16 protein-coding genes are annotated in these 18,333 nt (G+C 71.9%); 8 read left to right on the top strand and 8 right to left on the bottom strand.

Translation table 11 applies throughout. From position 1 onward, the window contains the following. Nucleotides 1-119 precede the first annotated feature (119 nt). Nucleotides 120-2,987, top strand: a complete 2,868-nt coding sequence (locus LCN96_RS13170; protein ID WP_225272882.1) for a helix-turn-helix transcriptional regulator — start codon at nucleotides 120-122, stop codon at nucleotides 2,985-2,987. 18 nt (nucleotides 2,988-3,005) lie between these two features. Here LCN96_RS13170 and LCN96_RS13175 read toward each other — a convergent pair whose 3' ends face one another. Continuing rightward, nucleotides 3,006-4,253, bottom strand: a complete 1,248-nt coding sequence (locus LCN96_RS13175; RefSeq protein WP_225272883.1) for a Gfo/Idh/MocA family protein — start codon at nucleotides 4,251-4,253, stop codon at nucleotides 3,006-3,008. A gap of 73 nt (nucleotides 4,254-4,326) precedes the next feature. On the opposite strand from LCN96_RS13175, the gene LCN96_RS13180 reads away from it, so the two are divergent. From LCN96_RS13180 to LCN96_RS13195, 4 genes are all read left to right on the top strand, one after another. Further along, nucleotides 4,327-5,445 (top strand): ROK family transcriptional regulator, encoded by a 1,119-nt coding sequence (locus LCN96_RS13180; RefSeq protein ID WP_225272884.1) that lies wholly within the window; start codon nucleotides 4,327-4,329, stop codon nucleotides 5,443-5,445. 120 nt (nucleotides 5,446-5,565) lie between these two features. Beyond that, on the top strand, nucleotides 5,566-6,780 hold the full coding sequence (locus LCN96_RS13185) for an ABC transporter substrate-binding protein (protein WP_225272885.1): 1,215 nt from the start codon (nucleotides 5,566-5,568) through the stop codon (nucleotides 6,778-6,780). 14 nt (nucleotides 6,781-6,794) lie between these two features. Next, entirely contained in the window at nucleotides 6,795-7,697 is a 903-nt protein-coding gene (locus tag LCN96_RS13190; RefSeq protein WP_225272886.1) for a carbohydrate ABC transporter permease, read from the top strand. Further along, the gene (locus LCN96_RS13195) at nucleotides 7,690-8,505 is read left to right on the top strand and encodes a carbohydrate ABC transporter permease (RefSeq protein ID WP_225272887.1); all 816 of its coding nucleotides are present in this window, start codon (nucleotides 7,690-7,692) and stop codon (nucleotides 8,503-8,505) included. Before LCN96_RS13190 ends, LCN96_RS13195 begins: the two co-directional genes overlap by 8 nt. A gap of 39 nt (nucleotides 8,506-8,544) precedes the next feature. Here the strand turns inward: LCN96_RS13195 and LCN96_RS13200 are convergent, their stop codons facing one another. The 6 genes from LCN96_RS13200 to LCN96_RS13230 form a co-directional block, all read right to left on the bottom strand. Beyond that, a complete protein-coding gene (locus LCN96_RS13200; RefSeq protein ID WP_225272888.1) occupies nucleotides 8,545-9,876 on the bottom strand; it encodes a glycoside hydrolase family 30 protein in 1,332 nt (443 codons plus the stop codon). Between the two features lie 147 nt (nucleotides 9,877-10,023). Further along, nucleotides 10,024-10,644, bottom strand: coding sequence for a hypothetical protein (locus LCN96_RS13205; RefSeq protein ID WP_225272889.1), 621 nt, complete (start codon nucleotides 10,642-10,644; stop codon nucleotides 10,024-10,026). A 60-nt stretch (nucleotides 10,645-10,704) separates the two neighbouring features. Then, complete coding sequence (locus LCN96_RS56530) at nucleotides 10,705-11,622, bottom strand: hypothetical protein (protein ID WP_263657476.1); 918 nt, start codon at nucleotides 11,620-11,622, stop codon at nucleotides 10,705-10,707. A gap of 188 nt (nucleotides 11,623-11,810) precedes the next feature. Beyond that, nucleotides 11,811-13,064: a lamin tail domain-containing protein gene (locus LCN96_RS13220; protein ID WP_225272892.1), complete on the bottom strand. Its 1,254-nt coding sequence runs from the start codon at nucleotides 13,062-13,064 to the stop codon at nucleotides 11,811-11,813. A 97-nt stretch (nucleotides 13,065-13,161) separates the two neighbouring features. Continuing rightward, complete coding sequence (locus tag LCN96_RS13225; RefSeq protein ID WP_225272893.1) at nucleotides 13,162-13,710, bottom strand: GPP34 family phosphoprotein; 549 nt, start codon at nucleotides 13,708-13,710, stop codon at nucleotides 13,162-13,164. Next, nucleotides 13,710-15,113, bottom strand: coding sequence for an APC family permease (locus tag LCN96_RS13230; RefSeq protein ID WP_225272894.1), 1,404 nt, complete (start codon nucleotides 15,111-15,113; stop codon nucleotides 13,710-13,712). The genes LCN96_RS13225 and LCN96_RS13230 overlap by 1 nt, the downstream gene beginning before the upstream one ends. A 117-nt stretch (nucleotides 15,114-15,230) precedes the next feature. Between LCN96_RS13230 and LCN96_RS13235 the strand changes: the two genes are divergently transcribed. Beyond that, nucleotides 15,231-15,872: a GOLPH3/VPS74 family protein gene (locus tag LCN96_RS13235; protein ID WP_225272895.1), complete on the top strand. Its 642-nt coding sequence runs from the start codon at nucleotides 15,231-15,233 to the stop codon at nucleotides 15,870-15,872. A gap of 36 nt (nucleotides 15,873-15,908) precedes the next feature. On the opposite strand, the gene LCN96_RS13240 is transcribed toward LCN96_RS13235, so the two are convergent. Further along, nucleotides 15,909-16,628, bottom strand: coding sequence for a TetR/AcrR family transcriptional regulator (locus tag LCN96_RS13240; RefSeq protein WP_225272896.1), 720 nt, complete (start codon nucleotides 16,626-16,628; stop codon nucleotides 15,909-15,911). Nucleotides 16,629-16,754: 126 nt separating this feature from the next. Between LCN96_RS13240 and LCN96_RS13245 the strand changes: the two genes are divergently transcribed. Then, a complete protein-coding gene (locus tag LCN96_RS13245) occupies nucleotides 16,755-17,036 on the top strand; it encodes an FmdB family zinc ribbon protein (RefSeq protein ID WP_225272897.1) in 282 nt (93 codons plus the stop codon). 48 nt (nucleotides 17,037-17,084) lie between these two features. After that, entirely contained in the window at nucleotides 17,085-18,332 is a 1,248-nt protein-coding gene (gene fmdA / locus LCN96_RS13250; protein WP_225272898.1) for a formamidase, read from the top strand. Nucleotide 18,333 lies beyond the last annotated feature (1 nt).

Genomic DNA, 18,333 nt, shown 5'->3' on the forward strand with positions numbered 1-18,333 from the left:
CGCAGGTGGAAGAGCCATCGCCCCAGGGGGAATCACGGGGATCGCCCCCGTGGCAGCAAACTTCGCAAAACTGTCGAAACACTCCTAAGCGGACTAAAATCAAGAGAGCATGACCCGTCGTGGCCGCGCAGAGCCTGCTGCGGCGTGCCAGGAAGGTCGAGCCCATGGGCGTGTTCGCCACCATCGACACCCGAGCGGCACTGCGAGGCCGCGATCGCGAGCTGGCCGCGCTGGAGCGGGCCCTGGCCACGGCACGGTCGGGGAACAGCGCGGTCCTGGTGCTGCGGGGCGAGGCGGGCATCGGCAAGACCGCGCTGCTGGAGCACACGACGCGCCGGGCCACCGGGTTTCGGATCTCCGGCATCGCCGGTGTCCAATCGGAGATGGAGCTGGCGTTCGCGGGCCTGCACCAGCTCTGCGGGCCGCTGCTGGACGGGCTCGACGCCCTGCCGGGGCCGCAGCGTGACGCCCTGTCGGTCGCGTTCGGGATGCGGGAGGGCGAGGCGCCCAGCCGGTTCCTGGTGGGGCTGGCCGTGCTCGGCCTGCTGGCTCGCGCCGGCCGGGCCCGGCCGCTGCTCGTCCTCGTCGATGACGCGCAGTGGCTCGACGACGGGTCCGCGCAGGTGCTGGCGTTCGTGGCCAGGCGCCTGATGGCCGAGCAGGTGGCACTGATCTTCGCGGTCCGTGAGCCCGCGGACATGCGGGACCTGGCGGGGCTGCCGGAGCTGACCGTCGAGGGCCTCGACGAGGCCGATGCCCGCGCCCTGCTGGCCTCGGCCGCGCACGTGCCGCTCGACCCGCCGGTACGCGACCGGATCGTCGCCGAGGCGCACGGCAACCCGATGGCCCTGCTGCACCTGCCCCGCGCCCTGGCCCCCGCCGAGCTGGCGGGGGGCTTCTGGCTGCCCGGCAGGCAGCCCCTGGAGCGGCGCCTGGAGAACGCCTTCCATCAGCGGTTCCGCGCGCTTCCTGAGGACAGCCGCCGGCTCCTGCTGATCGCCGCGGCCGAGCCCACCGGCGACGCCGGCCTGTTGTGGCGGGCGGCGACCCTCCTGGGGACACCGGCGCGGGCCGCCGTGCCCGCGGAGGCCGACGGGCTCGTCGAGCTCGCCGCCGGCGTGCGCTTCCACCACCCGCTGGTGCGCTCCGCGATCTACCAGCGGGCGGCCGCCCCGGACCGCCGGGCCGTGCACCGGGCGCTGGCACAGGCCACCGATCCCGATCGCGATCCCGACCGCCGGGCGTGGCATCGCGCCCACGCCGCCGCCCGTCCCGACGAGAGCATCGCCGCCGAGCTGGAGCGCTCGGCAGGCCGGGCGCACGCCAGGGGAGGAGCCGCCGCGGCGGCGGCCTTCCTGCGCCGGGCGGCGGAGCTGACACCCGACCCCGCCCTCCGAGTCGCCCGCACGCTGGACGCCGCCCAGGCCGCGATCGACGCCGGCGGACCGGCCCAGGCCGACGCCCTGCTCGCCGCCGCCGAGGCAGGCCCGCTCGACGACCTGCGCCGGGCCCGGCTCGAACGGCTGCGCGCCCGGCTGGTGTTCGCCAAGGAGCGCGGGAACGACGCGCCCCGCCTCCTGCTCGCCGCCGCGCGCCGGCTGGCGCCGCTGGACGCCGCCCTCGCCAGGGACACCCTGCTGGAGGCGGTCGGCGCCGCGATCTTCGCCGGCCGGCTCAGCACCGGCCCCGGACAGCGGGAGGTGGCCGAGGCGGCCCGCGCCGGCCCACCGCCGCCCGCGCCGCCGCGCATGGTGGACGTTCTGCTCGACAGCATGGCCGGTCTGATCGTCGACGGCCCCGCCGCCGGCGCCCCCGCGCTCCGGCACGCGCTGGATCTCGTGCGCGAGCAGCGCGAGCCCGGCCTGACGGACGCGGAACGGCGCCGGCTGTGGCTGGCGTTCCGGGTGACGCCCGAGCCCATCGCGCCCGAGCTGTGGGACGACGCCGCCTGGCAGGAGCTGGCCGAGGGCGCCGTCGCCAGCGCCCGCCAGGCGGGGGCGCTGTCCGTCCTGCCGATGGCGCTGACCTACCAGGCGGGGTTCCTGCTGCACGCCGGAGAGTTCGACGCCGCGGCGGCGCTCATCGACGAGGCCACGGCGATCTCCGAGGCGACCGGCGGCGCCCCCATGATGTACACGTCCCTGGTGCTGGCAGCCTGGCGTGACGAGGAGGGCGAGGCGCTCGACCACATCAGGACGACCGCCCTGGAGGTGGGGGCACGAGGGGAGGGCCGTGCCCTCGGCCTGGCCGAGTACGCCACCGCGGTCCTCTACAACGGCCTCGGCCGTTACGACGCCGCGCTGGCGGCGGCCAGGCGGGCCTGCCAGTACGAGGATCTGGGGTTCTACGGCTGGGCGCTGGCCGAGCTCATCGAGGCCGCCGTCCGCTGCGGGCAGCCGGAGCTCGCCGAGCCGGCGCTGGAGTCGCTCACCGAGCGCACGCGAGTCAGCGGCACCGAGTGGGCGCTGGGCATGGCGGCCCGCTCGCGGGCGCTGCTGAGCGGCGGGGATGCCGACGCGCTCTACCGGGAGGCCATCGAGCATCTGGACCGCTGCCGGGTCACACTGCACCTGGCCCGCGCCCGGCTGCTGTACGGCGAATGGCTGCGGCGGCGCAACCGCCGCCAGGAGAGCCGCGCCCAGCTGCGCCCGGCGCACGAGACGTTCAGCGGGGCCGGAGCGCGCTGCTTCGCCGAACGCGCGAGGCGTGAGTTGCTGGCGACCGGGGAGACCGTCCGCAAGCGCACCGTCTCCACGGCGGCGGAGCTGACCAGCCAGGAGGCGCAGATCGCGGGGCTGGCCAGGCTCGGGCACACCAACGACGAGATCGCCGCCCGGCTGTTCATCAGCCCGCGCACGGTGGAATGGCATCTGGGCAACGTCTTCGCCAAGCTGGGGGTCAGCTCCCGTCGGCATCTGCGGGCGGCGCTGGCCGCGCCGAAGCCGCCGACCGCCCAGCGCGGCCATCCGCTGACCCGCCGTCCGTAGCGATGCCGGGACCGCCGGTCAGAGCGTGACCACCGAGGCGGTGTGGCGGGCGCGTTCTGCCGCCCACACCACCCGGTGCGTCATCAGGCTCTGCGCCGCGTCCGACCGCAGCAACGAGGCGTCACCCGAGGCGACCGCCGCGAGGAAGGCGTCGGTCAGCCCCTCGTCCCCGCCCCCGTGCCCGTCCGCCGCCGACGGCCCCGTCAGGTCGCGCGGGTGCAGGATCTCCTCGGCCCCCGTGCGGAAGTCCACCACCCGCAGGCTGAGCCCGTCGCCGTCGAGGTAGCCGTGCGTGCCGAACAGGCGGGTGCGGCGGTGCTCCAGCGGGGTGAAGGCGCTCATCGTGAACGAGCACGTCGCCCCGTCGTCGAACTCCATCACCACCTCCTGGTGGTCCACCACGTCGTTGTCGCACGCGTACACGCACCGCCCGTACGGCCCGGTGCGCAGCGCGTCGAGCACCGCCTCCTCCGTACGCCCCGGCGTGACCGCCGACAGCGGCCAGAACTCGCTGTCGGGATCCCCGAGACAGCCCAGGTAGAGCCGCGGCGCCGAGTACGGGCACGACGGCTCCAGCGGGCAGTCCAGGCATCGGTCGGCCGCCCCGGCCGGCCGTTCCGAGGGGCGGAAGTGCGACAGGGAGCCGAACGACGACACCCGGACGGGCGGCCGGCCGAACAGGTGCACCAGCCAGTCGATGTCGTGGCACGCCTTGGCCAGCAACATCGGCGCCGAGGTGTCCTGGCGGCGCCAGTGCCCGCGCACGAACGAGTGCGCCTGGTGCCACCACCCGACCGGCTCCAGGTGCTGCACGCTGACGAGCCGCCCGATGCGGCCCTCGTCCAGCAGTTCCTTGACCGTCCGCGTGTACGGTGTGTACCGCAGCACGTGGCAGACCGCGAGCATGATGCCGTTGCGCTGGGCCGCTTCGGCGATCAGGACGGACTCCTCCTCGTCCGTCGCCATCGGCTTCTCCAGGAGAATGTGGTAACCGAGGTCCGCCAGCGTCACCGCGGGGTCGGTGTGCAGGCGGTCGTGGGTAGCGATGACGGCCGCGTCCGCCAGCCGGCCGGCCGCCGCCAGCGCCTTCCAGTCGTCGTAGGCCAGCTCCGGCCGGATCCCGAACTCCGCCTCGAACGCCGCCCGCCGCCCCGGGTCGGGCTCGGCCACCGCCACCACCCGCCCGGCGCCCGTGGCGTGCGCGCGGCGCGCGTAGGTCAGCCCTCGCAGGCCCCCGCCGACGACGGCTAGAGTCACCTCAGTCATGGAACCTTCCCCGAAGAAATATCATGGAGAGCATCATTATTCGGTCTGAGAAAGCGGACAGCAAGGGGGGCCGATGGCGGCGGAGCTGAGCGGCGGTGACCTGTCGCGGCTGCGGCAGCTCAACGCGCTGGCCGTGATCAAGGTGCTCCAGGGCCAGCCGTCGCTCACCCTCACCGAGGTCGCCAAGCGCACGGGCCTGTCGCGGGCCTCCACCGAGGACGTGGTGCGCGAGCTGCTGCAGAAGGGCTGGGTGGCGGAGGCGGGCGCCACGGCGGGCGGGGTCGGCCGCCCGGCCAGGCGCTACCGGTTCAGGGCGGACGCCGGCCGGGTGCTGGGCGTCGACATCGGCGGGCACAAGATCCGCGCGGTGGTCGCCGACCTGGACGGCAACGTGCTGCACACCGCCCGCGTGCCCGTCACGCCCGAGCTGGGCAGGCTCGACCGCCTGGAGGCGGTGGACCGGGCGGTCGGGGAGTCGCTGGCGGGCGCCGGGCTGACCGGCGGCGACGTCTGGGCCTCGGGCGTCGGCACGACGGGGCTGGTCGACGGCTCCGGCAAGGTGATGCTGTCGGAGGCGCTGCCCGAGTGGACCGGCGTGGACCTGGCCGCGCACGTACGCCGCCTGGCCCCCGCTCCCGTGCTGGTCGAGAACGACAGCAAGCTCGCCGCCCTGGCCGAGTGCTGGCGCGGCGTGGCCCGCTACGCCAAGGACATGGTGTTCCTGCTGGCCGGGCTCCGCACCGGGGCCGGCCTGGTGATCGACGGCAAGCTGCACAGGGGCTTCGGCAACGCCTCGGGCGAGATCGGCGCGCTGCCGGTGCTGGGCTGGATCCGCGCGCAGGATCACCTCGGCGGTGAGGCCGGTGACGTGTTCGCCGCCGCGCGGGAGGGTGACAAGGCGGCACTGGCGGCCGTGCGCCGCTACGTCAAGGATCTCGCGCTCGGCGCGTCCGCGCTGGTCCTGACGCTGGACCCGCAGATGGTCGTGGTCGGCGGCGGCTTCTCGCGCTCGGCCGACGTGCTCATCGAGCCGCTCAAGCGGGAGCTGGACCGCTGGTGCATCCGCACGCCCGAGGTCCGCATGTCGGCGCTCGGCGACGAGGCCGTGGTGCTCGGCGCCGTCCGCCTCGCGCTCGACGACGTGGAGGAGCGCCTCCTCGACGGCCGGACCCCGCTCGCGAGCCGCCCGTGAGACATCTGTAACACGGCCACTCTTGCCAACAATTTCCATGGACTCCATCATTACTCCCACGTTCTAGGAGAGGACCGGGAGATGTGGAAGTCGGCACGGAGCGGTGCGGCGCTCCTCTGCGTGGCACTGCTCGCCTCCGCGTGCGGCGGCGGTGAGCAGGCCGGCACGGACACGCAGCCTGAGGAGAGGGTGAAGCTGTCCTACGGCGTCTGGGACGCCACCCAGCAGGCGGTCATGCAGGAACTGGCCGCGGAGTTCACCAAGACCTACCCGAGCATCACCGTGGACGTCCAGCTCACCCCCTGGGTCGACTACTGGACGAAGATGAAGGCCGCGGTCAGCGGCGGCGCGGCGCCCGACGTCTTCTGGATGAACGGCCCCAACTTCCAGCTCTACGCCTCCAACGGCGTGATCAAGCCGATCGAGGAGCAGATCGACACCTCGGTCTACCCCAAGGCCCTGGTGGACCTCTACACCTACGAGGGCAAGCTGTACGGCCTGCCGAAGGACATGGACACGGTCGGCGTCTGGTACAACAAGACGCTCTTCGACGCCGCCAAGGTGAAGTATCCGGCCGACGACTGGACCTGGACGGACTTCAAGGAGGCCGCGGCCAAGCTCACCGACGCCGACAAGGGCGTCTACGCCGTCGGCGCCCAGCTCACCAGCTTCCAGGAATACCAGTACAACACGATCTACCAGGCCGGCGGCCACGTGATCTCCCCGGACGGCAAGCAGTCCGGCTACGCCGACCCCAAGACGATCGCGGGCCTGAAGTTCTGGACCGACCTCATCGCCGCCAAGCAGTCGCCCGACCTCAAGACCATGACCGACACCACCCCGCTCCAGCTCTTCGAGGCCGGCAAGCTGGCGATGTACTGGGGCGGCTCCTGGAACGTGGCCGAGTTCGGCAAGAACGACTACACCAAGGACAAGGTGGACGTGGCCCCGCTGCCCAGGGGTGAGAAGCAGGCCACGATCATCCACGGCGTCGCCAACGTGGTCTCGGCCAAGACCGAGCACCCGGCGCAGGCGTCGGCGTTCGTCAAGTTCCTCGGCTCCAAGCAGGCCGCCGACCTGCTCGGCAAGAAGGGCCCGATCCCGGCCTACAACGGCACCCAGCAGGACTGGGTCAAGGCCCACCCCGAGTGGAAGCTGCAGACGTTCCTGGACGCGGTCGCCTACGCGGTGCCCTACCCCGTCTCCAAGAACACCGCCGCCTGGCAGGAGGCCGAGCTCACCCACCTGACCAAGGCGTGGACCGGTGAGGTGCCGGTCGAGCAGGCAGCCGCGAACCTCGCGGCGGCGATGAACGACCTGCTGGCCAAGGAATGACGCGCAGGAGACACGTGGCGAGCCGCGGACCGCGGACCGAGGCCCTGTGGGGGTACGCGTTCATCGCCCCCACCGGGCTCGGCCTGGCGATCTTCTACCTGTGGCCCGTCCTGCAGACCGCCTACTTCTCCTTCACCGAGTGGGGCGCGTTCGGCGGGCACACCTGGACGGGCCTGGAGAACTACACCCGCCTGATCGCCGACCCCGAGGTCGGCCGGGCGGTGCTCAACACGCTCACCTACACCGCGCTGGGCCTGCTCGGCATCCCGCTGGCGATCGTGTTCGCCGCCCTGCTCAACCGTCCGGGGCTGGGCGGCGTGACCCTGTACCGCACGGCGTTCTTCCTGCCCGTGGTGACCATGCCGGTCGCGGTCGCGATGCTCTGGCGCTGGCTCTACAACGGCGACTACGGCCTGATCAACCAGGTGCTCGCGCTCGCCGGCATCGACGGCCCGAACTGGATCGCCGACCCGGCCACCGCCCTGTACGCGCTGATCGTGGTGGGCGTCTGGAGCAGTGTCGGCTACAACCTGATCATCTTCCTGGCCGGCATGCAGGCCATCCCCAAGGAGCTGTACGAGGCGGCGGCCATGGACGGGGCCGGCCGCGTCCGCCAGTTCTTCAGCATCACGCTGCCGATGTTGTCGCCGACGGCGTTCTTCATCTCGATCGTCTCGGTGATCGGCTCGCTGCAGCTGTTCGACCTGGTCTTCGTGATGACCGGCTCCGGGCAGGCGGCGCGGGCCAACCCGGCGTACTCGCGGCTGCAGACCGTGGTGCAGCTCTTCTACGAGCGGGCCTTCGTCACCGACGACCGCGGCTACGCCGCCGCCATCGTGATGGCGCTGCTCGTGCTGATCGCGGTGCTGACAGTCCTGCAGTTCCGGCTCCAGCGCAGGTGGGTGCACTATGTCTGAGCGTCGCCCGCTGGGCGTGCACGCCGTACTGATCATCTCGTCGCTGCTGATGGTGGCGCCGTTCGCCTGGCAGATCATCACCTCGCTCAAGACGCTGAGCAGCGCCACCGCCGTGCCGCCGACGTTCCTGCCCGAGGGGCGCTGGGACAACTACGCGAAGGTCTTCGACCTGCTGCCGTTCGGCGAGCAGTTCCTCAACACCGTGCTGATGGCGGCGGGGCGGGTGGCCGGCCAGGTGCTGTTCTGCTCGATGGCCGCCTACGCCTTCGCCCGGCTCCGCTTCCCCGGCAGGAACCTGCTGTTCGGGCTGTTCCTGTCGGTGCTCATGGTGCCGCCGCAGCTCTTCGTGATCCCGCAGTACCAGATCATGTCCGCGCTGGGCTGGCTCAACAGCCTCCAGGCGATCATCGTGCCGGGGCTGTTCAGCGCGTTCGGGGTGTTCCTGCTGCGGCAGTTCTTCCTGGGCCTGCCGCGCGAGATCGAGGAGGCGGCGCGGCTCGACGGGGCCGGGCCGTGGCGGATCTACTGGTCGATCATGCTGCCGCTGGCCCGGCCCGGGCTGGTCGCGCTGGCCGTGCTCACGCTGCTGTGGGCGTGGAACGACCTGTTCTGGCCGCTCGTGGTCAACACCGACCCGGAGAAGATGACGCTGTCGGCCGGGCTGGCCTCGCTGCAGGGGCAGTACCAGACCGACTACCCCGTGCTGATGGCCGGCTCGCTGATCGCCTCGCTGCCGGTGATCGCGGTCTTCGTCTTCCTGCAGCGGCAGTTCATCCAGGGCATCGCCCACACCGGGACGAAGGGCTGAGCCCGGCGAGAGCTGCGCCTCTCGCCGGGCCCACGTGCGTCACTTGAGGACGACGGTGGTGAGCGACCTCGGCTGCAACGTCACCGTGCGGCCCGTCACGGCGGACGGGGTGAGGTCGTTGGTGTTGTCGGTGACGTACGCGGTCGCCCGCCCGTGCACGCCCTTCCACGTGACCGGGGCGGTGCCGGTGTTGAGCGCGACGATCACGCGCGAGCCGTCGGGGTTGCGGAACGCTGAAACTTTCAGCGCCGGATCGGCCGCGCTCGCCTCCACCCGCACCGCGCCGGGCCGGATGAACCTGCTGTACGCCGCCAGCGCCCACAGCCGCTTCGACACGTGGTACTCCCTGGCCACCTCGTCGAGCTGCAGCAGCGCCCTGGTCGTGCCGCGCGAGCCGCCCAGCCAGTAGACGTAGGCGCTGACCTCGCCCAGCGTGAGCGCGTCGTGCACGGCCTGTGCGATCGTGAAGCCGTCGTAGCCGCTGCCGTCGTCCCACGCCTCGTTCCAGGTGGTGCCGTTGGGGTTCCACTCCGACATCCAGGTCTTCCTGTCCGTCGGGAGCGGGGCGTCCACGGGGCTGGCGTAGGTGTGGCCGGTGTGCGTCTTGACCCAGCGGCGGGCCTCGGGGTCGGCCTCGATCGCCGCCGTGTACGCCTTGGACTCGTTCCAGCCGAAGGAGTCGCAGCAGACCAGCTTGGTGTTCCTGGCGATCGGCCCGAGCACCTTGACGAACTCGGCGGCCTGCTCGGGGGTGAAGCGCATGGAGGCGTACGTGGCCGTCCAGTCGGGCTCGTTCGTGAACCCGAGATCGGTGATCTTGATGCCTTCCCCGGCGTAGAACTTCGTGTAGGCGACCAGGTAGTTCGCGTACGCGCGCTGCCACTCGGGCAGGAGCGTGCCGCCGTTCTTGTCGTCGCCGTTGTCCTTCATGTAGCCGGGGGCGCTCCAGGCGTCGGCGAAGAAGCGCTTCACCCCGTACCGCTGGGCCTCCTTGGCCACCCAGACCTGGCTGTTGTCGTCGCCGTCCCAGACGTACTTGGGCGGGGCGTCAGGGCCGCCCGGGTTCTCGGGCTGGATCGACACCATGTGGTCGTACGGGCTGCCGGCGGGGGAGGAGCCGATGCCGAGCCGCAGGATGCTCAGCCCGGCCCCCTTGTTCCGGTCGAACCACAGGTCGAGGACCTCCCGCTGCTTGTCCGCCGGCAGGGCCTCGAGCAGCTCGTTGCGCCGGAACGCCTGGGAGATGCCGAAGCCGTCGATCTCCTGGTGGCGGACGCGCTCGTTCACGGTGATGGCCGGGGGGTCGGCGGGATGTGCCGGGTGCACCGCGGGTAAGCCGAGCAGGCTGATCGCGACGAGTCCTCGCAACATGGCGCGCCTCCGAAAGTTTCGGATACGTGACGATATATTTCGTCGATCGCCGGAACCGTAAGCGTGTGAAGGCGTTCCCGTCAACCTCGGCCCGCACACCACGGCCGCCCCTGGAGAACCGGGGGCGGCCGTGGTGTTGGGGAGGAGTCACCGCTGGACGGACTCGGCGCGCTCCTTGATGGTCAGCAGCTGCCGGCGCACCGCGAGGAAGTCGCCGACGTCCTGCATCGCGAGGTAGGTGGTGCCGCGCACGTTCGGCTGCGCGCGGATGCGCACCCGGAAGATCATCCGGGTCCTGCCGTCCTCCAGGTCGCGCAGCGAGACGGAGCACGTGGTGGCGGCGTCGTCGCCCCGCTTGATCAGCACCAGCGTCCGTGGCGGGTCGAGCTGCTCCACCATGAACCCGGACCCGCCCTGCAGCACGTCACCGACCTTCAGCCCGTGCTGCTCCTGCTGCGCCTGCTGCCCCTCTTGCTCCTGGGCGGGCGGCTCCTCGTGGCCGCTCGTCGCTGGACGGGGCGGGGAGTCGGGCTGGTAACCGCCGAGCCGGATCAGCCAGGCCCAGACGACGGCGGCGGGCGCCTCCACGGTGATCGCCCTGGTCGCCTGGTACTGCGGCTGCCCGATCAGGTCGTCGCCGGGCATCTCCGCGTGGACCTCGCGGTCATCGGCACCCCAGCGCAGGTGCCAGGGGCGGACGGCCAGCAGGTAGCCGGCCGCGGCGCCGACCGCCAGCCTGAACAGAGAGCGCGGCATGAACATGAACATGCGTACTCCTTCGTTTCGCCGATTACTCCATATTCGCCGGTGCGGGGAAATGGCGGGAGATCAAATCTGGTCGGGCTTCCAGACCGTCAGTCCGTACGTTTCCGCGATCGGCCGCCACGCCGCCGCGAAACGCGTTTTGGCCTGCTGCGCCGCCTCCGACCTGTCCAGGCCGCGCCGGTAGTCGCGGTCGCTCTCGACCGGGCCCTCGCAGCCCTCGGCCACGTGCCGTCCGGCCCAGGCCAGGAACGCGGCGTCGGCGTCGTGTGAGGCGTCGAGCGCGTCGACCAGCGCGTCCTTGAGCCTGGCCCCGCCCTTCAGCGCGCTCACGGCGAGCGTCTGGGCGGTGGCGAGCTGGTCGCGGCGGCTGACCGTGATGTCACGGATGGCCTGCACGCCGTCGGGGTCGCAGCGGGTGGCGGCGGTGATGGCGGCGGACAGGCTGGAGCGGGCGTCGCGGCTGCTCGCCAGCAACTCCTCCAGCTCCTGCGCCTGCTGCCTGGCGGCCCGCTCCGAGGAGCGGCCGGTCGCGGTGGGCGAGGACCCGCCGCCACCGGTCTCCTCGGCCTCCGGGCCGCTCTCCTCGGCCTCCGGGCCGGTCTCCTGGCCGGTGGTGCCGGGAGCGGTGGCGGGGCTGCTGGGGGCGACGCCCTGGCCCGCGCCGGTGTTCTGGATCGGCTGCGAGGGGTTGGCGGTCACCAGCCACCAGGTCACGACGAAGGCGAGGATGGCCACGGCCAGGCTGATCAGCACCGGGGCGCGCCGCCACGCCGGGGTGCGCCGCCGCAGCCGCTCGGGCTCGGGACCGGAGGGATATGGCGCGGTGTAAGAGGACGCCGTGGCGAAGGGGGCGGGGGTGAAGGGCGCGTCGGGCTGCTCCGGAGGGCTCTGCTCGGCACGGCAGCGCGGGCACTGGGCCAGGGTGCCGACGTGTGATCCGCAGCGCTGGCAGAAACGGCTCGAACCCGGTTCGTGTGCCACGGCACCCCTCCCGGAATATCCCAAGAAAAGAGGGCAAAATCCGGTTTGCCCGACTTGTGGATTATTCTTCGTTCTCCCGGTCAGGACGAGAATATTTCAAACGACGCGCGCCCGAAGCGGTCGTCACGCAACTGCTCCGGCTCGGCATGAAAAGGGCGGGCCGCCCAGCGGCCCGCCCTCGGGCGGTCTCAGCGGCCGAAGCAGATCGTCCGGCCCGCCTGCACCTGGTCCACCTTGTACGTCACCTGGTCGATCGTCGCCCCCTCACCGTCCACCAGGATGATCGTGTCCCCCTGGTTGCCGAGCTGCACCGCCGAGTCCAGCGTCACCCGCAGGGCGGCGCCGCCGTCGATGCCGCCGGTCAGCGGCTTGCGCCCGCCGGCCGCGTCCGTCAGGGCCCAGCCGTCGAGGTCGCAGGTCCTGGAGGTGAGGTTCAGCAGCGTGACGGTCTCGTTGCCGCGGTCGGCGCCCACCGGGTCGGGCAGGGCGGCCACGATGACCACGTCCCCGGCGGCGACGAGCGGCGGCTTCATCGGGGCGCCGGGCGGCGCCGGGTCCGGGCTGATGATGAAGTCCTCGGGCCACATCGTGAGCTGGATCTGCTGCCCCGACCCCCTGACCACGTCGTGCAGGTTGCCGCGTTCGAGCCGGGGGATGAGGAACAGCTCGTCGTCCCGGTTGACCGGGTCCGCGCGCAGCCAGGCGTCGAAGCCGTCGAAGTCGCCGAACCCCGCCGCCAGGTACGGCACGATCCGCCGGAACAGCTTCGGCCAGATCACCAGCCGCTCCAGCCCGTCCAGGTCCCGCACGGTCGCCGCGCCGTTGGGGTCGGCGGTCGAGCGCGGCCAGATCCCGATCGCCTTGCGCCGGGCCGCCTGCGACACCTCCGCCAGGTGCGTGCGCAGCTCGGCGGGCAGCGTGGCGTAGAAGGCCGGGTAGACCAGCCCCGCCGCCAGGAGCTGCGCGTTGACGGAACGGTCCACCAGCGGCCCGTCCACGAACACGGTCGTGCCGTCCGCCCCCTGGTGGTCGCCGGCGTAGCCGAAGGCGATCAGCCGGCCGTTGCCGTCGATGCCGTTGGTGAGCACGTGGCCGCGGATCGAGTCCTGGTCGGCGGAGCGCACCTTGTTCGGCAGGTCCTCCCAGAAGCGCACGTTGGTGAAGCCGAGCAGGCGCAGCAACTCGTCGCGGGCCGCGTTCGCCCCGTCGAGCTCCTGGTGGGTCTCCGCGAAGTGCGTCTCCAGCGCGTCGACGGCCTCCAGCCGTACGGAGATGCCGCGGGCGTTGATGTCCGGCGGCCGGCCCGAGCGCCGCGGCAGCGCCTCGACCAGGGCGGGTGAGTCGGGAAGGAACTTGACGGTGTCGCCGTCGGGCTCGGGGCCCTGGCGGGGCAGGTCCGGATAACGGATCACGAAGCTGCCGCGTAACAGCGTGTAGCTCATGGAATCCCCCCATGCGAGCTGATGATGGTCCCCCGACCGGTAGTCAGCGGAGCGTAACTCGCATAGAGGGCATCGTCCATGTAGCTGGGCAAAGCGGTCAGCGGTACACGGCGACGGCCGCCTCGGCGACCAGCGTGTCCACGATCTCCACCAGCTCGGCCACCGGTGAGCCCGCGGCCGTGGCGATCTCCCGCAGCCGGGCGACCAGCCGGTTCGCCGGCTGGTCGAGGTAGAGCTCCGCCTCCAGCCGCAGCACCGCCACGAGCCCGCACAGCCCCGCGCAGCGCGCGTCGGGCGGTTTCCAGCCCTCGACCGCCGAGCGCACCCCCGAGGAGGCCCGCACGATCGAGGCGATGTCGGCGAGCTCGTAGCGCGTGTACGGCAGCACGCCCATGCGCCGCTTGCTGACCTGGACGAGCACCCCCGAGTCGAGCAGGTCCTCGCGGGCGCGGTCGTAGACGCCGTCCGCCACCGCCCGCTTGATCGCGGCCCTGGGGTCGGCCGGGGCGGCCCGGCCGGCCAGCAGCAGGTCGAGCAGGGCGGCACCGGCCAGCCCGAGTGCCAGCGACGCCTGGTGGACGCGCGGCCGGCCGGCCTGGTCGTGGCCGATCAGGTACAGGTCGTGGTGGAGCGGCAGCCGGTTCATCAGTCGGGGACGCTCCGCTCCATGGGTCCGCTCCGCGGGGTCGTGCCCTGCAGCGCCGGGGGGCGGCCGAGTGCGTACAGGGTGATCAGCACCACGACGCCGAGGCCCAGCCAGACCAGGCCGAGCACCTGCGCGAGGACGTTCGCGTTGATCACCACGAAGACCAGGATCCCGGCCCCGATGAGCGGCGCGACCAGGTGCGACCACACCTTGTTCGAGCCGCTGCGCAGCGAGTAGTGCACGATCACCGACACGTGCAGGACGATGAACGCCACCATGGCGCCGATGTTGATCAGCGTGGAGAGCAGGGTGACGCCGTCGTCGCGGGTGGACATCCAGATGCCGACGCCCACGGACAGCAGGCAGACGAGCATGATGGCGTTGGCCGGCACGGAGTGCTTGACCGACACCTTGGCCAGGAACGACGGGAGCTGCCGGTCCCTGGCCATCGCGTACAGCAGCCGTGAGACCGCCACCTGCGCGACCATCGTGTTGGCCAGGCCCCACGACAGCGCGGTGGCGAACGAGGTGACGTGCCTGAGCCACTCGCCGCCGGCCACGGCCGCCGCGTCGTAGAAGGCCGTGTCGCTGGGACTGCTCAGCAGCCCGCCGGGGTCGGGCACGAGCAGCGCGGCGACCCACACCTGCACGATGAACAGCACGCCCGCCAGCACGAGCGCCAGCCGCATGGCCCTGCCCACCTGCTCCGAGCCGCCGGTGGACTCCTCCACCAGCATGCTGATCCCGTCGAAGCCGAGGAAGGACAGGACGGCCACCGACACCGCCGCGAAGATCACCGGCCAGGAGAAGGTGTCCACGTCGAACAGCGGGGAGAGGCTGAAGCCGCTGCCCCTGCCCTGGAGCAGCGCCCAGAGGCCGACCAGGAGGAACAGCGCCAGCACCACCAGCTCGAACACGATCATGATGCGGGTGAGCCGGACCGTCATCTTGATCCCGCGCAGGTTGATCACCGTGTTGATCGCCACGAAGCCGATCAGCCAGGCCCAGACGGGCACGTCCGGCAAGCTGGCGTGCATGGCCACCGAGGCCACGAGGTAGAGCAGGCACGGGACGAGGATGTAGTCGAGCAGGATCATCCATCCGGTCATGAACCCGACCGGCGGGGCGATGCCGCGCCCGGCGTAGTTGTAGACCGAGCCCGACAGCGGGAACGCCTTCACCATCTGCGCGTAGGACGCGGCGGTGAACAGCAGCGCGACCATCCCGACGAGGTAGGCCAGGACCGGCATGCCGCCGGAGGTCGCGTAGACGGTGCCGAAGATCGCGAAAGGTGCGATGGGCACCATGAACGCCAGGCCGTAGAACACGAGGTCGGTCAGCCCGACCCCGCGACGTAACTCCTGCCGGTAACCGAACTGCTCAATGTTCTGTTGTGTGCGCACGACAGGCCTCTCCAGTCGTCATGCAAGGGGCGGGGGGTTCGATCCCGAGATCCTTTCGCAGCCCGGGGCCGCCTCGCAAGAGCGCCGGCGAGGCGCCGATGCGCCAGTCTGGAGGGTATGGACCTGCTGATCGCCGAAGAACTCCTGCTGCTCGGCTACACGCCGAAGGGCAAGCCGCTGGTCAACCTGGAGCTGCTTGACTACACGCTCAGCGCGGCCGTGCTCGCCGACCTCATGATCATGGCCAGGATCGATTTACGGAACGGGCGGATCGTCGTGACGGACCCCGCTCCTCCGGGCGACACCGAGCTGGATTCGGGTCTCGACCGGCTCTCCATGCGCGAGCAGCCGCCGCCGTTCGAGGAGTGGTGGCCCGCCATGTACACGCCGGAGCGGCGGGCTCGCCTGCTGGAGCGGCTCGCCCGGCGCGGGGCGGTCACCGCAGAGACCCGGACGTACCTGAGGCTGTTCAAGGAGGAGGTCTTCCCCGAGGCCGACCCGGCGGCCCGCGAGTCGGTACGGCGGCGCGTGCTCGCCGCACTGGAGCCGGGGGCCGAGCCCGACCGTCGTACGGTGGCGCTCGTCTCGCTGGCGCACGCCGCGGGGCTCATCGCCAAGGCGCTGCCGAAGGCGGATCGCAAGCGGGCGGCCGAGCTGGCGGGCCGCGACCGGCTGGGCGGCCTGGTCGCGGTGGCGTTCAAGCAGGCCGCGGGGGAGAGCGTGGGCAGGCTGGCCAAGGGCGGCGGCCTGGCCGGTTGACCGCTCACCTCGCCTTCCCGGGCCGCCGTGCCCCGTCTACAGGCTGTCGAGCCGTGCCTGGAGGCCGTCGAGGACCCGCTCGAGCCCGTACGCGAAGGCGTCGGCGTTGCTCGTGGAGGAGTCGCCGCCCTTCTGCGCGGAGTAGCGGGCGCGCATGCGCGGGTAGTCGCGCACCGCCCGCTCCGCCGCCGGCCACAGCTTCTCCATCCACTCCTGCTCGGTCTGCCCGCTGCGCGCGACCATGGACACCCAGGCGGCCTCGCTGGTCGTGACCCCGATCACGTACGCCAGGACCGTGGTCATCGCCGCGTCGGCCTCGTCGAGCGGGAACCCGGCGTCCTCCATGACCCCGAGCATGAACTCGCTCTGCCGCAGCACGTTCGGCCCGAGGTAGGCCAGCCCCGCCTCGGCGAGCTTGGCGGCCAGCCACGGGTGGCGCAGGATCGTGGCGCGCATGGCGTGGGCCACCTCGGTCAGGGTCGTGCGCCACTCGCCGGTGTCGGGCAGCGGCAGCTCGCCGTAGACGGCGTCGAGCGCCAGCTCCAGCAGCTCGTCCTTGCTGGCCACGTGGCGGTAGAGCGAGGTGGCGCCGGCGCCCAGCCTGCTGCCCAGGCGGCGCATGCTCAGGTTGTCGGCACCTTCCTCGTCGAGCAGGCGCACCGCCTCTGCCACGATGGTCTCCCGGGTGAGCAGGGGCTGCTGGCGCTCCCGGTGCGGGCGCGCCCACACCGAGGGGATCGGCTTGTCGTCGGTCATGAGGGCTCCTCTCCACCTCCAGCCTAGCGTACGGCGTGCGCTCCATGCGTACAGCGAACACGGCCCTTGACCTCGCCCGCCCGCGACATAGATTCCTTGGTACGACCCCGCGGAGGTGACGGCCTCGTGGCGACGTACGCCTACCACTGCGCCGGCTGCGGCCCCTTCGAGGTACGCAGGCCGATCGGCACGGCGGAGCCCGCCGAGCCGTGTGCCGCCTGCGGAGAGCCGGCCCCCCGCCGGTACACACCCCCGCTCCTGGCCCGCACCCCCGCCGCCGAGGCCCGCGCCCGGCTGGCTCAGGAGGCCGGCGCCCACGAGCCCCAGGTGGTGCGGCAGGTGCCTCCGGCCCCCGCCCGGCCCGCGCCGCCGCCCGACCCCCGCTGGGCAGGACTGCCCCGTCCCTGACGGCAAGCCCCGGGCAGGCCCGCCCCTGGAGACAAGGAGCACCGTCCCATGCCGGAAGTCGTCTTCAGCGTCGACCAGTCCCTGTCCATGGCCGCCCAGCTCGTGCCCGGGCACAACCGCTGGCATCCCGACATCCCGGCCGCCGCCACGGTGCGGCCCGGGTCGGAGTTCCGCGTCGAGTGCAGGGAGTGGACCGACGGGCAGATCGGCAACAACGACTCCGCGAACGACGTGCGCGACGTGGACCTGTCGGTCTGCCACATGCTCAGCGGCCCCATCGCGGTGGAGGGCGCGGAGCCGGGCGACTTGCTCGTCCTGGACATCCTCGACCTCGGGCCCGTGCCGCAGGCCACCGGCGCCGCGCCCGGCGAGGGGTGGGGGTACACCGGGATCTTCGCCAGGGAGAACGGCGGCGGGTTCCTGACCGACCACTTCCCGCAGGCGTACAAGGCGGTCTGGGACTTCCACGGCCAGCAGGCCACCTCCCGCCACATCCCCGGCGTGCGCTTCACCGGCATCACCCATCCGGGCCTGTTCGGCACGGCGCCGCACCCGTACCTGCTCGCCCGCTGGAACGCCAGGGAGCAGGCGCTCATCGACACCGACCCGCACCGGGTGCCGCCGCTGGCCCTGCCGCCGCTGCAGCAGGGCGTGCTGGCCGGCACGCTGAAGGGTCCCGAGCTGGAGCGTGTCGGCCGGGAGGGCGCGCGCACGGTCCCCGCCAGGGAGAACGGCGGCAACCACGACATCAAGAACTTCACCCGCGGCGCCCGCGTCTTCTACCCCGTCCACGTGCCGGGAGCCCTGCTGTCAGGCGGAGACCTGCACTTCAGCCAGGGCGACGGCGAGATCAGCTTCTGCGGCGCGATCGAGATGGGCGGGTTCGTGGACTTCCACGTGGACCTCATCAAGGGCGGCATGGAGAAGTACGGCGTCACCACCAACCCGATCTTCATGCCGGGCAACGTGGAGCCGCGCTACACCGAGTTCCTGTCGTTCATCGGCATCTCGGTGGACCACGACACCGACACGAACCTCTACAACGACGCCACCATCGCCTACCGCAACGCGTGCCTGAACGCGATCGAGTACCTCAAGAAGTTCGGCTACAGCGGCGAGCAGGCGTACCTGCTGATCAGCGCCGCCCCGGTCGAGGGACGGGTGAGCGGCGTGGTGGACATCCCGAACGCCTGCTGCACGCTGTACCTGCCCACCGCCGTCTTCGACTTCGACATCCGCCCCACCGCCGAAGGGCCGCGCCACGCCGACAGGGGAGCGTGCGCGGTGAGCAGCTGAC

Source organism: Nonomuraea gerenzanensis, assembly GCF_020215645.1.
Taxonomy (GTDB): Bacteria; Actinomycetota; Actinomycetes; order Streptosporangiales; family Streptosporangiaceae; genus Nonomuraea; species Nonomuraea gerenzanensis.